The organism is Pseudomonas ulcerans (assembly GCF_036324125.1).
Taxonomy (GTDB): domain Bacteria; phylum Pseudomonadota; class Gammaproteobacteria; order Pseudomonadales; family Pseudomonadaceae; genus Aquipseudomonas; species Aquipseudomonas ulcerans.
The window spans coordinates 102,028-119,085 of sequence record NZ_JAZDQN010000018.1 but is presented as its reverse complement, the minus strand read 5'-3'; the positions used below and the strand labels follow the sequence as shown (position 1 = coordinate 119,085).

Sequence of the window (17,058 nt, the reverse complement as noted above, 5' to 3'; positions counted from 1 at the left end):
CGCGATACAGCCCATATCAAACCAGGGACTGTCTGATCCCCTTCAACAGCGACTCAACCAGCGCCTGGCTGATCTCCGGCGCATCATTGCTGATTTCCTAGGCTCAGGTTGAGCCGCCAGCAAAGTGACCAAACGATGGGAGGCGACTGTGTGCAGGTTGGTCAACCGGGGAACTTAGGAAACCCGGCGCGCACAAGGGCGCCCCGCACACAGCCGCCATGAAACAACGTCTGCGCTTCCAAAAGTTCGAAAAACAGGTGACCAAACCTGATCGCCAAGGTGTGGCGACCGGCGGAAACCAGGCACGGTTTTCCAGGAGCGCAACGACAAATGAGGCGCGGAAGTATGATTGGCAAATTGCCTACAGAAAAGCCGGAACCAAGGGCAGTTTCGTAGCTGAATACGACACCTTTGATGGCCTCAGGAGCAACGCGAACCCTGTGGGAGCGGGTTCACCCGCGATTGCAGTAGTGAATTCACCACCGCGATCGCGGGTAAACCCGCTCCCACAGGGTTTTGCATTCAACAGCGAATGGGTATCAGACCCTGGATGCGCCTACAGATACTTCAACCAAACGATATCCCGCCGCCGCGCCTTCAACCGCGCGAACCAGCGCACCGGCAGGTACAACCCCAGCGCCAGCAACACCGCCACCAGCCAAACCGCTCCCACCGAATCGAAGCCGAAATACTGCCCATGGTTGGCGCCCCACAACGCCACTGCCAGCAGATACAGCAGCTTCAGCACATACAGATGCAGCAGGTAGAAGAACATCGGCGCCGCGCCGAACACCGCCAGCCAGCGCACCACCCGCCCGTCATTGCCGCGCTCGAAGCGCACCAGCAGCAACAGGCCGAGCCCCAGGGTCAACGCCAGGAACAGCAACGACGGCGGATACTTGGTGATGTTGAAGAAGCTCATCAGCGTCTGCAGCGCAGTGTCGCCACTGATCCACGGTTTCTCGCCATAGCCGTTGAGCAGGCGCAGGACGAAGAACAGCCCCAGCAGCGAACCCGCCGTCAGCAACAGCCGCCGACGCCGCTGCCCGGCATCGCTGCCCCGGGCGAACCACGGCCCGATCCCATACCCCAACGCAATCACGCCGATCCACGGCAGCAGCGGATACGAGGTGCGCAAGCGCAGCCCCTCCGACACCTCGATCCAGCCCCGGTCATGCAGCACCGCCCACGGCACATGCAGCGCCGACTCCAGCGGGAAATGCAGGCCATCGAGCAGGTTGTGCCCCGCTACCAGCACCACACCAAGACCCACCAGCAACGCCCGCGGCAGCCAGATCAATCCGGCGAGGGCGAGCATGCTCAGGCCGATGGCCCAGATCACCTGGAGGTAGATCACGCTCGGCGGCAACTGGAAGGTCCAGGCGAAGTTCACCAGGGTGAACTCCAGCACCACCAGGAACAGCCCGCGCTTGAACAGGAAGCTCGATACCGCCGCCCTGCCCTCGTGCTTCTCGCCATAGAGAAACGCCGACAGGCCGGTAAGCAGGATGAACACCGGCGCACACAGGTGGGCCAGGGTGCGGCTGAAGAACAGCGCCGGATCGGTCTGGGCCACGTCCATCGGATCGCTGACCTGCATGTGCAGGTAGAAGGTCTCACGGACGTGGTCCAGCAACATGAACAGGATGACCAGCCCGCGCAGGGCGTCGATGGAGTGGAGACGGGAGGAAGGTGGGGCGGACATGCGGGAAGACGACTCGCTCAATCAGTGCAATGTTATTACATGATGGCACGATGCCCGATGGCGCCGCCACCCTCACGCCGCCGCGCCCGACTCCCGCAGCCCAAGCCAGGCCAGCAGCGCCAGCCAGATCACCGCCACGCCATAGTTGAGGCGCTGGTACAGCCCGAAGCCATGGCCGCTTTCCATGGCCCCGGCCATCAGGCCGACCGTGGCCAGCGACAGCAGCACGCAGAGCAGCGAGAACCGCGCGAAACCGACAGAGCCGAGCAGCCGCCGGCCCAGGAAGATCCACGACGCGCTGGCCAGGGTCAGCGAAACGAACATCACCAGCCCCGACAGGTTATGCAGCTTCTGCGACAACGACGGCTGCGCCGGCAGACAACCCTGGTCGCAGGGAAAGACCCCGGCGCTGATGCTCGCCAGGCCATGCACCAGCACCAGCAGCGCACTCACCGCCGCCAGCCGCGAACCCTGAAAACGCCGCAGCAGCCCCAGGGCGCAGAGCACGAACAGCACGCCCAGCGGCAGGTTGTTCAGCCATGGCGACCAGGCATGGGTCGGCGCCCCCATCGCCCCCAGCTGACTCATGGCCAGGTCGACATGGCTATAGCCCGGGAACCGGCTGGCGGTCAGCAGCACGCCGAAGAACAGCCAGAACGGAATCAGCAGCCCGGCCCCCAGCAACACCCGATCGATCGTCCTCATGTGGCTCATCACTCCGTTGTTGTTCGAGCCGACATGCTATTGATCCTCTTCCCACGATCGTTACCGATTTTTTTGCAAGGCAGCTTGCCACTGCGTCATCCTGTCGCCCCCTCGGCAAGGATTGCTTTTCGTGACAAGACGTCTCCCCGGCACCACTGCCCTGCTCGCCCTCGAAGCCGCTGCCCGGCACCAGAGCTTCGCCCGCGCGGCGCAGGAACTGGCTCTCACCGAAGGCGCCATCAGCCGACAGATCGCCAAGCTGGAAAGCCAGCTCGGCGTGCGCCTGTTCCATCGGGTCGGCAACCGCGTCGAACTCAGCGAACCCGGCGCGCGCTATGCCGCCGACATGCGCGAGGCCCTCGATATAATCGAGCGCAAGACCCGCCAGTTGATCGCCGAGGCTCGCAGCGACGCCGCCTTGGAAATCGGCGTGATCCCGACCTTCGCCAGTCGCTGGCTGATCCCGCGGATGGCGCGCTTTCATGAGCGCCACCCGCAGATCCGGGTCAATCTGCGCGAGCGCACCGAGCCGTTCGAGTTGGCGGACAGCGCGTTGCACGCGGCGATCAATATCGAACATCCAACGTGGAGCGGCCTGCGCGTGCAGCCGTTGTTCCAGGCGCCGCTGCTGGCTGTCTGTCACCCCGACCTGGCCGCACGGCCGCCGGGCGAGATGCCGCTATTGCACAAGCATGAAGATGGCGAGCAATGGACCGAGTACGCGCGCCAGAGCGGTATCGACCTGCCGAACGTTGATGGTGGCCCGCGCTATGACCGTTTCTCTCTGTTGATCGACGCCGCCCGCGCCGGCATGGGCATGGCCCTGGTGCCGCGGCTGTATGTCGAGGACGATCTACACGCGGGTCGTCTGCGCGCACCGTGGCCAGAAGTACAGTGCTTGAGCGAACGCTATGTTCTGGTCAGTCGCGCGGGGGATCCTTGCCCGGCGCTGGCGCTGTTCCAGGACTGGCTGTTCGAGGAGATAAATGCCTTGCCATGAGTCTGCCAGTACCTTTACTGTCAGCCCCATGAACCTGTTCCGCAGCACCCCGACCACCACCACGACCACCGCCAACGGCGGGGGACGCGGGTGTCGCTGAGCTGCTGAAAGCCAGACCCCGAAAGGCCCCGCCAGCGATGGACGGGGCCTTTTTCGTCGGGGCGCCGTGTCGCTGGCTCATCACAAGGAGCGACACCCATGCATGCACTCTTGATTCTCGATCTGCAGGTCGGCCTGTTCCATGGCGCGGACAAGCCGTGGCGTGGCGATGAACTGCTGGGCACGGTGAATACCCTGCTGGACCAGGCCCACGCTGCCGGCGCGCCGGTGTTCCTCGCCCGCCATGTCGGCCCGCCCGGTTCGCCGCTGGCGCCGGACAGTGCGCTGACGCAACTGATACCCGAACTGAGGCTGGACGGCAGCGAGACGGTCTTCGAGAAACAGCGGCCCAGTGCCTTTGTCGGCACCGGTTTGCTGGAGCGATTGAAGGAGACGGAAGTCAGGGGCGTGGTGATCTGCGGGATGAAGACCCAGTACTGCGTCGACAGCACTTGTCGCGCGGCGCGGGATCTCGGGCTGGATGCGGTGCTGGTCGAGGACGGCCATGGCTGTTCCGACACACCGCTGCTGAAGGCGGAAGCGATTGTTGCCCATCACAATGCGACGCTGGCGGGCGCGTTCTGCCGGGTGGTGAAGGCGCGGGAATGGCGGTTCTGATCGGCTTCCGACTCAGGGGCTTGTGCCGGTAGTGATGGCCTCATCGCCGGCAAGCCGGCTCTCATAGAACAAACCATAACCCGTTGATTTAAATGCCCCCGTGGGAGCGAGCTTGCTCGCGAACGGCGGCGAAGCCGTCGCAAAAACTGAGTCCGCAGTTTGCCAGGCAGACCGAAGTGGATGGCTTTGGGGCCGCTTTGCGGCCCTTCGCGAGCAAAGCTCGCTCCCACGATAAATGACTGTTCTCTGCGCGACAGCGCGGCCAGAAAGGCTGGGTGGACTCCCACAGGGATAGCACCGGCTTCAAGGACGGTGGTGTAACTGTGGCAGCCGGTTTCCATCAACCGCAATGAAGAGCCCGGATTACAACCCCTGCTCCAGCGCCAGCAGGTCGGCCAGCGGCTGGGCCCGGCGAATCAGCTTGATCTCGTCACCATCGAGCAGCACTTCGGCCAGCAGCGGGCGGCTGTTGTAGTTCGACGACATCGACGCGCCATAGGCCCCGGTATCGTGCATCACCAGCAGGTCACCGACCTGCGGCTGCGGCAGCAGGCGCGGGACCAGGCCCTGGTCGTCCTGGGTGAAGACGTCGCCCGACTCGCACAGCGGCCCGCCCACCACGCACTCCACCTCGGCACGATCCGCCGCGTCGAGCACGCTCATATGGTGATAGGCGCCATACATGGCCGGACGCATCAGGTCGTTGAAACCGGCGTCCACCAGCACGAACTGACGGCTGCCCGCGCGCTTCACCGCGCGCACTTCGGTCACCAGGCGCCCGGACTCGGCCACCAGGAACCGCCCCGGCTCGATCTCCATGCGCACCGGATGGGCCAGGAAGGCTTCGATCTCTTCCTTGGCCTGCTGCCAGGTGCTGGCGTAGCGCTGCACATCCACCGCCACGTCGCCCTCGCGGTATGGCGTGGACAGCCCGCCACCGATGGAGAAGGCTTCGATATCGTGGTCCAACGACTTGATGGTGGCGACCATCGCGCCGCCGACCTGGGCCAGGTGGCCGTAGTCCACGCCCGAACCGATGTGCATGTGGATGCCGACCAGGTGCAGGCCGTGCTGACGGATCACCGCCAGCGCATCACCCACTTCGTCATGCCAGATGCCGTGCTTGCTGTTCTCGCCGCCGGTGTTGGTCTTGCGGCTGTGGCCGTAGCCGAAGCCCGGGTTGATCCGCAGCCACACGCGATGGCCCGGCGAGGATTCGCCCAACTGGCGGAGCATGTCGATGGAACCGCAGTTGACCTCGACCTTGAGCTCCACCACGCGGCGCAGGGTCGGCTTGTCCAGCAGGTCGCAGGTCAGGACTACGCCGGCCGGATCGCCTTCCGGGCTGTAGCCGGCCAGCAGCGCGCGCTCCAGCTCGCCGAGGGAGACTGCGTCGACGCGCACGCCATGCTCGCGCATCAGGCGCAGGACATGCAGGTTGGAGCAGGCTTTCTGGGCGAAGCGCACCACGTCGAAGCAGGCCAGGCGCTGGATGCGCTCGCGGATGATGGCGGCGTCGTAGGTCCAGAACGGCGTCGGGAACTGCTGCGCGGCGGCGGCCAGGGCGGAAGGCGTGGTCATGGCGGGGAACGTCCTGCGGAAAAAGGGAAGAACGCCATGATGCCGAAGGGCGATCATTCAGAAAAATATCTATTCTTTGTCAGTCCATTCAGTTTTGATATGGGCCTTTTTCCAACCTGGTCTGCCGTCATGAGCCTCTCCGTCCGCCATATCGAAGTGTTCCGCGCCATCATGCTGGCCGGCAGCGTTACCGGCGCGGCACGCCTGCTGTTCACCTCGCAGCCGACCCTGAGCCGCGAGCTGGCGCGCCTGGAGAGCCTCACCGGGCTGAAGCTGTTCGATCGCCAGGGCGGCCGCCTGCTGCCCACCGCCCAGGCATTGATGCTGCTGGAGGAAGTCGAGCGCTCCTACGTCGGCCTGGAGCGGATCAACAGCCTGGTGGAGTCGATTCGCCGTTTCGAGCACGGCCAGCTCGACCTGACCTGCCTGCCGCTGTTCTCGCAGACCCTGCTGCCGCGGGTGTGCAAGCGTTTCCAGCACCAGCAGAGCGGCATCGGCCTGTGCATCAGCGCCCAGGAGTCGCCGTTGCTGGAGGAATCACTGAGTGCGCAGCGGCATGACCTGGGGCTGACCGAGGGCGAGCAGGTGCCCCGCGGCACCCGGGGCGAGTCGCTGTTCAGCGCCGACATGCTCTGCGTGCTGCCGGACGGGCATGCATTGCTAGCGCAGGAGCGCCTGGCGGTGGCGGATTTCCAGGGCGTGGCCTTCATCAACCTGGCCGGGCGCGATATCTATCGCCAGCGCCTCGACGAGCACTTCCGCGAGGCCGGAGTGGAACGGCACACGGTGATCGAGACCACCAATGCCGCGTCGGTCTGCGCCATGGTCCGCGAGGGGCTGGGGGTGGCGATCATCAATCCGCTGAGTGCCCTGCAGGAGAACGGGCGCGGGTTGCAGGTGCGGCGGCTGGAGGTGTCGATTCCGTATCGGGTGATGTTGATCCGGCCGGAGTTCCGGGCATCCTCGGTGTTCGTGGAGGCGTTCTGCGGTGCGTTGCATGAGGAGGCGCAGGCGTTGATGGAGCGATTGGCGCAAGTCGCCTGAATCGATCTGGTAACTAATCCATTAAGCAGCATGAAAATGACTATGAACGCTAAAAATCAACTGAATTAATATAGTAAAAATACTATACAAAACAGGTATTACTTCCATAGAAACTCAGGACTGTTATATAAAGCCCCCGGAGCCATCTGCGCCGCCTCCCCTCGACAAGGACGCGGCAAACATCAAGAGCTAACAATCAGCCGCCGGGTGCCAAACATGTCGATACCTGTCCTCACCGCCAGCAGTCCGTCCGCGCGACCGTCCAAGGCTCGCGCCCGCCTCCTCTTCCGAACACCGACCGCCGATCCGTCGCCGCCGCGCGACTGAACCACCGAGCATCCACCTTTTATCCGGTGACGGGCCCCGCCCGCCGCCACGGCGCCCTGCACGCCGAAATCCATGCCGGACCCGAAAACCACAAGAAAAACCAAGGAGCCCCACCCATGAGCGACACCGACCTGTCCCATGCCCAACGCTGCGCGCGAATCCGCGCCAATCCGAAATTCCACGACCTGGTGCGCAGCCGTTCGCGCCTGGCCTGGTCCCTCAGCGCCGCGGTGCTGGGCGCCTATTACCTGTTCATGGCAGTGGTGGCCTTCCAGCCGCACTGGCTGCACGCGCCCCTGGCCGAGGGTCGCCAGCTGACCCTGGGCATCCCGGTGGCGGCGGCGCTGATCGTGCTGTCGTGGCTGCTCACCGGCTGGTACGTCCGCAACGCCAACACCCGCTTCGATGCGCTGAGCGCCGACCTGCTGGAGGAACTGAAATGAGCCGCCGTCTCCCTGGCCTCGCCGCCCTGCTGCTGGCCCCCAGCCTGGCCCTCGCCGCGCCGATCGTGGCGGAAAAGCAACCGGTGAACCTGCATGCCATCGGCATGTTCCTGCTGTTCGTCCTGGCCACCCTGGCAATCACCTGGTGGGCGGCGCGGCAGACCCAGACCACCTCCGACTTCTACACCGCCGGCGGCGGCATCAGCGGGTTCCAGAACGGCCTGGCGATCGCCGGCGACTACATGTCCGCGGCGACCCTGCTGGGCCTGTCCAGCCTGGTCTTCGCCAAGGGCTACGACGGTTTCATCTACACCGTGGCCTTCTTCGTCGGCTGGCCGATCATCACCTTCCTGATGGCCGAGCGCCTGCGCAACCTCGGGCGCTTCACCTTCGCCGACATCGTCTCCTACCGCCTCGACCAGACCCGCATCCGCACCTTCGCCGCCTTCGGTTCGCTGAGCGTGGTGTGCTGTTACCTGGTGGTGCAGATGGTCGGCGCCGGCCAGTTGATCAAGCTGCTGTTCGGCCTCGACTACCGCACTGCGGTGATGGTGGTGGGCGTGTTGATGCTGGTCTACGTGATCTTCGGCGGGATGATCGCCACCACCTGGGTGCAGATCATCAAGGCCGTATTGTTGGAGGTGGGTGGCAGCACCCTGGCGCTGCTGGCCATGGCCGAGTTCGGCTTCAGCTTCGAGACCCTCGCCGCTCGCGCGGTGCAGGCCCATGCCAGCGGCTTCGACATCATGGGCCCCGGCGCCATGCTCGCCGATCCGATCAATGCCGCTTCGCTGTCCCTGGGCCTGGTGTTCGGCATCGCCGGCCTGCCGCATATCCTCATGCGCTTCTTCACCGTGCCGAACGCCAAGGAAGCGCGCAAATCGGTGTTCTACGCCACCGGTTTCATCGGCTTCTTCTTCCTCGTGGTGATGGTGCTGGGCTATGCGGCCATCGTCATCGTCGGCAGCGACCCGCAGTTCTTCGTCGGTGGCGATGTGAAGGCGGCACTCATTGGTGGCGGCAACATGGTCGCCATGCACCTGGCCAAGGCGGTGGGCGGCAACCTGTTCCTCGGTTTCCTCTCGGCGGTGGCCTTCGCCACGATTCTGGCGGTGGTCTCCGGCCTGGCCCTGGCCGGCGCCTCGGCGATCTCCCATGACCTGTACGCCACCGTGCTGAAGAAAGGCACCGCGACCCAGCAGCAGGAAATGCGCGTGACCCGCTTCGCCACCGTCGGCCTGGGCCTGGTGGCGATCTTCCTCGGCTTCCTGTTCGAGCACCAGAACATCGCCTTCCTCGTCGGCCTGACCTTCGGCATCGCCGCCTCGACCAACTTCCCGGTGCTGATCATGGCCATGTACTGGAAAGGCCTGACCACCCGCGGCGCCCTGGCCGGCGGTTTCGCCGGGCTGGTCAGCGCGCTGGTGCTGGTGATCCTGTCGCCGGCGGTGTGGGTGGCGGTGCTCGGCAATGCCAAGGCCCTCTACCCCTACGACCACCCGGCGCTGTTCTCCATGCCGCTGGCGTTCCTGGTCACGGTGGTGGTCTCGCTGCTCGACAACAGCGCCCGCGCCGCCCGTGAGCGCGAGGCCTTCGACGACCAGTTCGTCCGCGCCCAGACCGGCCTCGGCGCCGCTGCTGCCTCCAGTCACTGACAAGAACAAGAGAGTTCATCATGCATCGCACCCTTACCCCGCTTGCCCTCGCCCTGCTCTGCAGCCAGGCCCAGGCCGCCTTCCTCGACGACAGCAAGGCCAGCCTCGAATCGCGCAACTTCTACTTCAACCGCGACTTCCGCCAGGACGGCGCCGCGCAATCGAAGATCGACGAATGGGCGCAGGGCTTCCTGCTGCGCTACGAGTCCGGCTTCACCGAAGGCACCCTCGGCTTCGGCGTGGATGCCATCGGCCTGCTCGGCGTCAAGCTCGACTCCAGCCCCGACCGCGCTGGCAGCGGCCTGCTGCAGCGCGACCGCGAAGCGCCGAAACGCGCGCAGGACAGCTACGGCGACCTCGGCCTGACGGCCAAGGTGCGCGCGTCGAAAAGCGTGCTCAAGGTCGGCACGCTGATTCCCAAGCTGCCGGTACTGATGCCCAACGACTCGCGGCTGCTGCCCCAGGTGTTCGAGGGCGGCCAGTTGAACGTGCAGGAAATCACCAACCTGAGCCTCGACCTCGGCCAGTTGCGCCAGGTCAACCAGCGTGATTCCCAGGACTACGAGGACATCGGCCTGACCACCGGCGCGGCGAAGCAGATCGTCGTGCGCCAGGCCGGCAGCGACCGCTTCGACTTCGGCCACCTCAGCTACAAGTGGAACGACAGCCTGAGCACCAGCTACAGCTACGGTGGCCTGGAGCATTTCTACCGCCAGCACATGCTCGGCCTCGGCCACACCTGGGCACTGGGCGACGGGCAGACGCTGAAGAGCGACCTGCGCCTGGCCCGCTCGCTGGATGATGGCGGCAGCAATGTCGACAACAAGGCACTGGGGGCGATGTTCACCTACGGCATCAAGGGCCACGCCTTCGGCCTCGGCTACCAGCGCATGAGCGGCGACACCGGCTTCGCCTACATCAATGGTGCCGATGCCTGGCTGGTGAACTTCGTGCAGATCGGCGACTTCGCCAACAAGGACGAACGCTCGTGGCAGGCGCGCTACGACTTCAACTTCGCCAGCGTGGGCATCCCCGGGCTGACCTTCATGACCCGCTACCTGCGCGGCGACAACGTCGACCTCGGCGCCGGGCGGCCGGAAGGCAAGGAGTGGGAGCGGGACATGGACATCGGCTATGTGATCCAGGACGGACCGCTGAAGAACCTGGGGGTGAAGTGGCGCAATGCGACGGTGCGTTCGAGCCACTTCGGCAACGACCTGGACGAGAACCGGTTGATCGTGAGTTACACACTGGCTCTCTGGTAATCAACGCGACTTGTGGGAGCGGGTTTACCCGCGATTGCGGTGCTGAATTCACTATTGCAATCGCGGCGGTCCGGCGTCCCGGTGAACCCGCTCCCACAAGGTCCGGGATGTCCGGACTATCTAGAGTGCTGCGGCAGGCCTGCGCCCCAGCACCCGCTCATACTCCTCCTTTGCCGTCTGCTCCGAGAACTCCCCGGCCCACTTCGCCACCACCACGGTGGCGACGCTGTTGCCGATGGTGTTGCAGGTGGCAATCGCCATGGACATGAAGCGGTACACGCCGAACAGCAGCGCCAGGCCTTCCACCGGCAGCACGCCGATGGCGGTGACGGTGGCGGCGAACACCACGAAGCTGCCGCCGGACACCGCCGCCGCACCCTTCGATGTCACCAGCATGATCGCCACCATGCCCAGTTGCTGCTCCCAGGTCAGCGGCACGCCATAGGCGTTGGCGATGAACAACACGCACAGCGACATGTAGATCGAGGTGCCATCGAGGTTGAAGGCGTAGCCGGTAGGCAATACCAGACCGACGCTCTGCTTGGAGCAGCCGAGTTTTTCCAGCTTCAGCAGCAGGCGTGGCAGCGCGCTTTCCGACGAGGCGGTACCGAGAACGATGAAGATCTCGTCCTTGATGTACTTGAGGAAGCGCCACAGGCTGAAGCCCGACAGCCGGCACACCGCACCAAGGACGATGGCGATGAACAGCACCACCGCGACATAGAACATCAGCACCAGGTTGGCCAGCGACATCAGTACCGCAGTGCCGTTGCTGCCCACCGCGTAGGCCACCGAGCCGAAGGCGCCGAGCGGGGCCAACTTCATGATCAGGTTGATGAACTCGAAGAAGCATTCGGAGACGCGGTTCAGGCCGTCCTCGACCACTTCCCGGCGTTCCTGCTTCAGCGCCAGCAGAGCGAAGCCGAACAGCACCGAGATCACCAGCACCTGGAGCAACTGGCCACCGGCGAAGGCGCCGACGAAGTTGTCCGGGAAGATGCCGTAGATGAACTCCATGGTCGAACCTGGCGCATGCCCCTTGGCCAGTGCCGCGGCCGCCGCGCTGGCGGTGGCACTGTTGGGGTGGGCGTCATGCATGCCGGAGCCGATGTCCAGCAGGTTGCCCCAGACCAGGCCGATGGCCAGGGCGATGGTGGACACCACTTCGAAGTACACCAGGGCCCGCCAGCCGACCTTGCCGACGCGCTTGATGTCACCGGCCGAGGCGATGCCGTGGACCACGGTGAAGAACACCAGCGGGGCGACGGCGGTCTTGATCAGCTTGAGGAAGATGTCGCCGAGGATCTTGAAGCTGGCGGCGATCTCCGGGGCGATGAAGCCGAAGGCGATGCCCAGGAGCATGGCAGCCACGACCTGGAAGGTCAGGTCGCGGTACAGCGGTTTTTTCGTGGAAGCAGTCATGTTCGCGATCTCTTATTGTCTTTATCGGTGTGGCGAGACAGACAGGGAGCGCCGCTGCGGCGCCCCCTGCGAACGGGTTCAGCGCTTGACCGCGCCTTCGCGGGCCAGGGCCCGGTCGACCATCTGCGGGGCCAGGCCGAGGTAGTTGGCCGGATCGGTCAGGCGCTCCAGCTCGGCGCGTTCGAGGCGGTCGGTCACTTCAGGGCGGACCAGCAGCGCATCGAGCAGACTGATGCCGTCGTCATTGGCCACGCGGCAGGCGGCGTAGACCACGTCGTGGGCGACCTGGCGGCCGAGGGCCGGGGCCAGGCCCATCATCACCGCCTCGGCGACGATCAGGCCGCGGGTCATGTCGAGGTTCTGGCGCATGCGCTCGGTGCGCACCTCCAGGCCGGCGAGCATGAATTTCGCCTGGCCCAGGGAAGCCGCCGACAGGGCGAAGGCTTCCGGAATCGCCACCCACTCGGCCTGCCACGGACCGGTGGAGCGCTCGAAGTCCTGGATCATCGCGTCGAGCATCAGCCCGGCCTGCTGGCGCACCCCCTTGGCAGCGGCATACATCAGCTCGCAGGAAATCGGGTTGCGCTTCTGCGGCATGGTGCTGCTGGCGCCGCGGCCCTTGACGAAGGGCTCGTACACCTCGCCCAGCTCGCTGGTCATCATCATCATCATCACGTCGAGGGCGACCTTGCCCAGGGAGCCGGTGACCAGGCCGAGGAAGTTGAGGGTTTCCGCCAGGCCGTCACGGGCCACGTGCCAGGTGGCCTGCGGCACGCCCAGGCCGAGTTCGGCCATCAGCGCTTCCTGCACTTCCAGGCCCTTGTCGCCCAGCGACGCCAGGGTGCCGGCGGCACCGGCGAACTGGCCGATCTCGACCCGCGGACGCAGCTCGACCAGGCGCTCGGCGTGGCGGTCGAACATGCTCAGCCAGACCGCGACCTTGTAGCCGAAGGTGATCGGCAACGCGTGCTGCAGGTGGGTACGGCCGGCCATCGGCGTATCCCGGTACTGCGCCGCCAGGCCGGCGAGCAGGCTACGCACCGCCTGGATATCGCGCTCGACGATGGCCAGCGCGGCACGCACCTGGAGGACCACGGCGGTGTCCATGATGTCCTGGGTGGTGGCGCCCCAGTGCACGTAGCGGCCGGCTTCGCCGCACAGCGTCGACAGTTGCTCGACCAGCGGCAGGATCGGGTAGCCGACGATCTCGGTCTCGTGCTGCATGTGGGCCAGGTCGAGGGATTCGAAGCGCGCCAGCTCGGCGATCTGCACGGCAGCCTCGGCAGGGATCACGCCACAGCGTGCTTCGGCCTTGGCCAGGGCGATTTCGACTTCGATATAGCGCTCGATCAGGGCTTTATCGGAGAACACCGCACGCATCTCGGCGGTGCCGAACATATCGCGGAACAGGGCGGAGTCAAAGACAGTGGTAGATATGGCGTGATCCTGAATGGCTTATTATGTACGTACATATTAAAATGTACGGACATATGAATACGCCGAGACTGATACACTGTCAATCCATTCTGTATTTCGGGACTGACGGACGGCATGAACGAGGCTCGCTACGCGCTGGTAGCCAGGGATTTGAAAGACAAGATCGCCAGTGGCGGTTATCCGGTGGGCTCATTGCTGCCCACCGAGCTTGAGCTGTGCGACCTGTACGAGGTCAGCCGGCATACCGTGAGGGCGGCGATCACCCAGTTGCAGAACCTCGGGCTGGTGTCGCGGCGCAAGCGGGTCGGCACGCGGGTAGAAGCATCCACGCCCAGCGGCGGCTACCGCCATTCGCTGGCCTCGGTGGAAGACCTGGTGCACCTGGCGGAGACCCAGGAACGTGCGATCCAGGACGTCCGGCACTTCGTTGCCGATATCGCCGAGGCGGAGCGCCTGGGCCTGCAGCCGGGGGGACACTACTTCTGCATTTCCAGCATCCGCGTGGACGACGAACGCGGGCGGGCGCCGATGTGCTGGACCGATGTCTATGCCGACGAGGCCTATACCGACGTGATCGAGCTGGCCCGGGAGCACCCGGACGCGCTGGTGGCAGCGCTGATCGAACGGCATTTCGGCCGCCGTATCGAGGTGGTCGACCAGCAGGTGCGGGCGGTGCTGCTAAGTGCCGAACTGGCGGCCAGGCTGGACGCCCGCGCCGGTGAGCCGGGGCTGAAGATCATCCGCCACTACCGCGATGAGCAAGGACGGCTGGTGGTGGTATCGGAGACCGTGCACCCCGATGATCGCTTCACGTTGGTGATGCAGATGAAGCGGGAAAAAGGCTGAGAGTTGTACTGACTGTTCCGGCCTTATCGCCGGCAAGCCGGCTCCCACAGGGACCTGCGTGCACCGCCGAACCTTGTGGGAGCTGGCTTGCCAGCGCTGAGGCCATCAGCTTCAACCCGGAACCTCGGCCTCCGCCAGCGCTACCACCCTTTCCTCCAGCCACTGGGCCAGCGCCTCCGGCGCCAGCGGCGGCGAATACAGGTAGCCCTGGGCCACCGGATAGCCCTGCTGCTCCAGCCACACGCTCTGGTTCTCGGTCTCGATCCCCTCCGCCACCACCGTCAGGTGCAGGCTGCGGCCAATCCCCAGGATCGCGTTGCTCAAGGCACGCGCGGCCTCGTCGTGCTCGATGTCGGCGACGAAACTGCGGTCCAGTTTCAACTCCGAAACCGGCAAGCGACGCAGGTAACTCAGGCTTGAATAGCCGGTGCCGAAGTCGTCCATGGACAGGCGCACACCCTGGGCGTGCACTTCGTCGATGGTCTTCATGGTGCTGGGGTTGGTGTCCAGCAGGATATTCTCGGTCAGCTCCAGGGTCAGGTCGGCCGGCTCCAGGTGGTTGTGGCGCAGGGTGTCGGCGATCATCCGCGGCAGGTCGAGGTTGTGGAAACTGGTCGGCGACAGGTTCACCGCCACCGCAGGCACCACCAGGCCACGGGCACGCCATTCGGACAACTGCCGGCACGCCTCGCGCAAGGCCCAGCGACCCAGCTCGGCGATCAGCCCGCACTCCTCCGCCAGCGGAATGAAACGCGCCGGGGAGATCTCGCCCAGTACTGGATGAGTCCAGCGCGCCAGGGCCTCGACGCCGTACAGGCGGCCCGTGCTCATTTCCACCTGCGGCTGGTAGTGCAGCCGCAACTGCTCGTGTTGCAACGCCTCGCGCAGGGCGTTCTCCAGGGCCAGGCGTTCCTGGGCAAGCTTGTTCATCTCGCTGCTGAAGAAACTGAAGCAGCCGCGTCCACTGTTCTTGGCCTGGTACATGGCCATGTCGGCGCGGTGCAGCAGGGTTTCCACGTCGCAGCCGTCGGACGGGTACATGGCCACGCCGACACTGGCGGAAATGGCGAACTGGGTGCTGGCGATGGACATGGGCTCGCTGAGCAGGATCTGGATGCGCTCCACCGCGTCGGCGGCATGGTCGCCATCGCACTGCGGCAGGATCACCACGAACTCGTCGCCGGACAGGCGCCCGGCGATATCCGAAGCGCGCAACTCGCCACGCATCCGCGCCGCCACCTGGCGCAGCAACTCGTCGCCGGCCGGGTGCCCGAGGGAGTCGTTGACCTGCTTGAAGCGGTCGAGGTCGATGAACAGCACCGCCACCTGCTCGTTGTTGCGCGCCGCGCTGGCGATCGCCTGGTCGGCCTTGGCCTGCAGCAGGCTGCGGTTGGGCAGCCCGGTCAGGGCGTCGTAGTACGCCAGCTGGCGAATGCGCTGGCGGGAATTCTCCCGCTCCAGAGCCAGGGCGCAAAGGTGCGCGCAGGCGTCCACCAGGCGCTGGTGGAACAGCGCCGAGGCGACATTGCGTGCCTGGCGGAAATAGAAGGCGAAGGTACCGATGGCCGCGCCCTGGCTGTTGCGAATCGGCGTCGACCAGCAGCTGCGAAAGCCCAGCTGGCTGGCCAGGCCCTGGTAGTCGGCCCACAGCGGGTCGGTGCTGATGTCGTCCACCAGCACCGACTCGTTGCGCCAGGCCGAGGTGCCGCAGGAGCCCACCGTGGGGCCGATGCGCACGCCGTTGAGCTGGCGGCTGTATTCCACCGGCAGGCTCGGGGCGGCCAGCGAATGCAACTGGCCTTCATCGTCGACCCGCAGGATCGAGGCGGCCAGCTCCGGGGCGATACGCTCCACCTCCAGGCAGATCAGCTCCAGCACCTCGGTCAGCGGCTGCTCGCGAGCCATGGCTTCCAGCACACGGTGCTGCAAGGCCTCGTGCATCTTGGCCTGGGTGATGTCGGTGAACAGGGTCACGGTGTGCTGCAACTGGCCGGCGTCGTCGAACACCGGGTTGCTCACCACCTTGGCCCAGTAGCGCTGGCCCTGCTTGCCAGTGACGATGTCTTCCCGTTGCATCGAACCGGCGGCATACATCTGCGCGTAATGCTCGGCGATGCTCTGCTCGTCGGTGTCCGGCGCCAGCAGCGGGATGGGGCTGCGGCCGAGGATTTCCTCGGCGCTCCAGCCGAACATGCGGCTGAAGCCGGCGTTGGTGTAGGCGATGCGGCGCTGGCCGTCGCTGATCATCACCGCGGTGTCGCTGGCGTCGGCCACCAGCGAGAGCACGCGCAGGCGTTGCTGCTGGGCGCTCTCCTGGGCCAGGCGCGCGGTGATGTCGGTGGCGATCTTGAGGATCTGCGTCACCTCGCCCTGTTCGTCGTGCACGGCGGCGTAGGTCGCCTCCAGCCAGCGGCTGCTGCCGTCGCTGTGGATACGCTCGACGGTTCCGGAGCGGGCATTGCCGTCGCGCAGGCGCATCCAGAAGTCGCCGTAGTCGGGACTGTGCACGAAGGCTGCAGGACAGAGGATTCGGTGATGGCGGCCGCGCAGCTGATCCAGCGTGTAGCCCATCAGCACCAGGAAATTTTCGTTCGCCCGCAGCAGGGTGCCATCCGGGGCGAACTCGGCGATGGCCATCACCCGGTCGAGGGCGGCCAGTTGAGCCAGCGACAATTCGATGGAACGGTTGTCCTGAGACGTCATGTTCTACTCAAAAGATTCCGGCTGTGCACGGCCGGGTGGACCTGGAAGCCGGTGCCCCGACACTGCCCGGGATCACCGGACGGGGCCGCCTTGGCACGCGAAATAATGTCAGCGTGATATTAACGCGACCCTTCGAGCAGATCCATGGCCTGGCGAGGCTTGTGGCTATTCGATCAAAGTCTCATTACCCTTGGCGCGACAATGCCCG

General features: G+C 65.3%; 13 protein-coding genes. 7 read left to right on the top strand and 6 right to left on the bottom strand.

The window, feature by feature from the left end; translation table 11 throughout:
• Nucleotides 1-556: 556 nt before the first annotated feature.
• Both V0R59_RS17540 and V0R59_RS17535 read right to left on the bottom strand, forming a co-directional pair.
• Nucleotides 557-1,705, bottom strand: coding sequence for a DUF1624 domain-containing protein (locus V0R59_RS17540; protein ID WP_330074674.1), 1,149 nt, complete (start codon nt 1,703-1,705; stop codon nt 557-559).
• A 72-nt stretch (nt 1,706-1,777) separates the two neighbouring features.
• Nucleotides 1,778-2,410: a DUF998 domain-containing protein gene (locus tag V0R59_RS17535; protein ID WP_330074673.1), complete on the bottom strand. Its 633-nt coding sequence runs from the start codon at nt 2,408-2,410 to the stop codon at nt 1,778-1,780.
• Nucleotides 2,411-2,540: 130 nt separating this feature from the next.
• On the opposite strand from V0R59_RS17535, the gene V0R59_RS17530 reads away from it, so the two are divergent.
• The gene (locus V0R59_RS17530; protein WP_330074672.1) at nt 2,541-3,410 is read left to right on the top strand and encodes a LysR substrate-binding domain-containing protein; all 870 of its coding nucleotides are present in this window, start codon (nt 2,541-2,543) and stop codon (nt 3,408-3,410) included.
• A gap of 198 nt (nt 3,411-3,608) precedes the next feature.
• A complete protein-coding gene (locus tag V0R59_RS17525; RefSeq protein WP_330074671.1) occupies nt 3,609-4,127 on the top strand; it encodes a cysteine hydrolase family protein in 519 nt (172 codons plus the stop codon).
• Nucleotides 4,128-4,490: 363 nt separating this feature from the next.
• Here the strand turns inward: V0R59_RS17525 and lysA are convergent, their stop codons facing one another.
• A complete protein-coding gene (gene lysA / locus V0R59_RS17520) occupies nt 4,491-5,708 on the bottom strand; it encodes a diaminopimelate decarboxylase (protein ID WP_330074670.1) in 1,218 nt (405 codons plus the stop codon).
• Nucleotides 5,709-5,837: 129 nt separating this feature from the next.
• On the opposite strand from lysA, the gene V0R59_RS17515 reads away from it, so the two are divergent.
• From V0R59_RS17515 to V0R59_RS17500, 4 genes are all read left to right on the top strand, one after another.
• Nucleotides 5,838-6,752 (top strand): LysR family transcriptional regulator, encoded by a 915-nt coding sequence (locus tag V0R59_RS17515; protein WP_330074669.1) that lies wholly within the window; start codon nt 5,838-5,840, stop codon nt 6,750-6,752.
• A 443-nt stretch (nt 6,753-7,195) separates the two neighbouring features.
• Nucleotides 7,196-7,522 carry a DUF485 domain-containing protein gene (locus V0R59_RS17510; protein ID WP_330074668.1) on the top strand — a complete coding sequence of 109 codons (327 nt, stop codon included), beginning with the start codon at nt 7,196-7,198 and terminating at the stop codon, nt 7,520-7,522.
• Complete coding sequence (locus V0R59_RS17505; protein ID WP_330074667.1) at nt 7,519-9,177, top strand: cation acetate symporter; 1,659 nt, start codon at nt 7,519-7,521, stop codon at nt 9,175-9,177. Before V0R59_RS17510 ends, V0R59_RS17505 begins: the two co-directional genes overlap by 4 nt.
• A 20-nt stretch (nt 9,178-9,197) precedes the next feature.
• Nucleotides 9,198-10,442, top strand: coding sequence for an OprD family porin (locus V0R59_RS17500; protein ID WP_330074666.1), 1,245 nt, complete (start codon nt 9,198-9,200; stop codon nt 10,440-10,442).
• Nucleotides 10,443-10,562: 120 nt separating this feature from the next.
• Here the strand turns inward: V0R59_RS17500 and dctA are convergent, their stop codons facing one another.
• Nucleotides 10,563-11,864 (bottom strand): C4-dicarboxylate transporter DctA, encoded by a 1,302-nt coding sequence (dctA, locus tag V0R59_RS17495; RefSeq protein WP_330074665.1) that lies wholly within the window; start codon nt 11,862-11,864, stop codon nt 10,563-10,565.
• Between the two features lie 78 nt (nt 11,865-11,942).
• A complete protein-coding gene (locus V0R59_RS17490) occupies nt 11,943-13,301 on the bottom strand; it encodes a class-II fumarase/aspartase family protein (RefSeq protein WP_330074728.1) in 1,359 nt (452 codons plus the stop codon).
• Nucleotides 13,302-13,415: 114 nt separating this feature from the next.
• Here V0R59_RS17490 and V0R59_RS17485 point away from each other — a divergent pair, with 114 nt between their 5' ends.
• The gene (locus tag V0R59_RS17485) at nt 13,416-14,147 is read left to right on the top strand and encodes a GntR family transcriptional regulator (protein WP_330074664.1); all 732 of its coding nucleotides are present in this window, start codon (nt 13,416-13,418) and stop codon (nt 14,145-14,147) included.
• A gap of 111 nt (nt 14,148-14,258) precedes the next feature.
• Here the strand turns inward: V0R59_RS17485 and V0R59_RS17480 are convergent, their stop codons facing one another.
• Complete coding sequence (locus V0R59_RS17480) at nt 14,259-16,850, bottom strand: sensor domain-containing protein (protein ID WP_330074663.1); 2,592 nt, start codon at nt 16,848-16,850, stop codon at nt 14,259-14,261.
• Between the last annotated feature and the right edge of the window lie 208 nt (nt 16,851-17,058).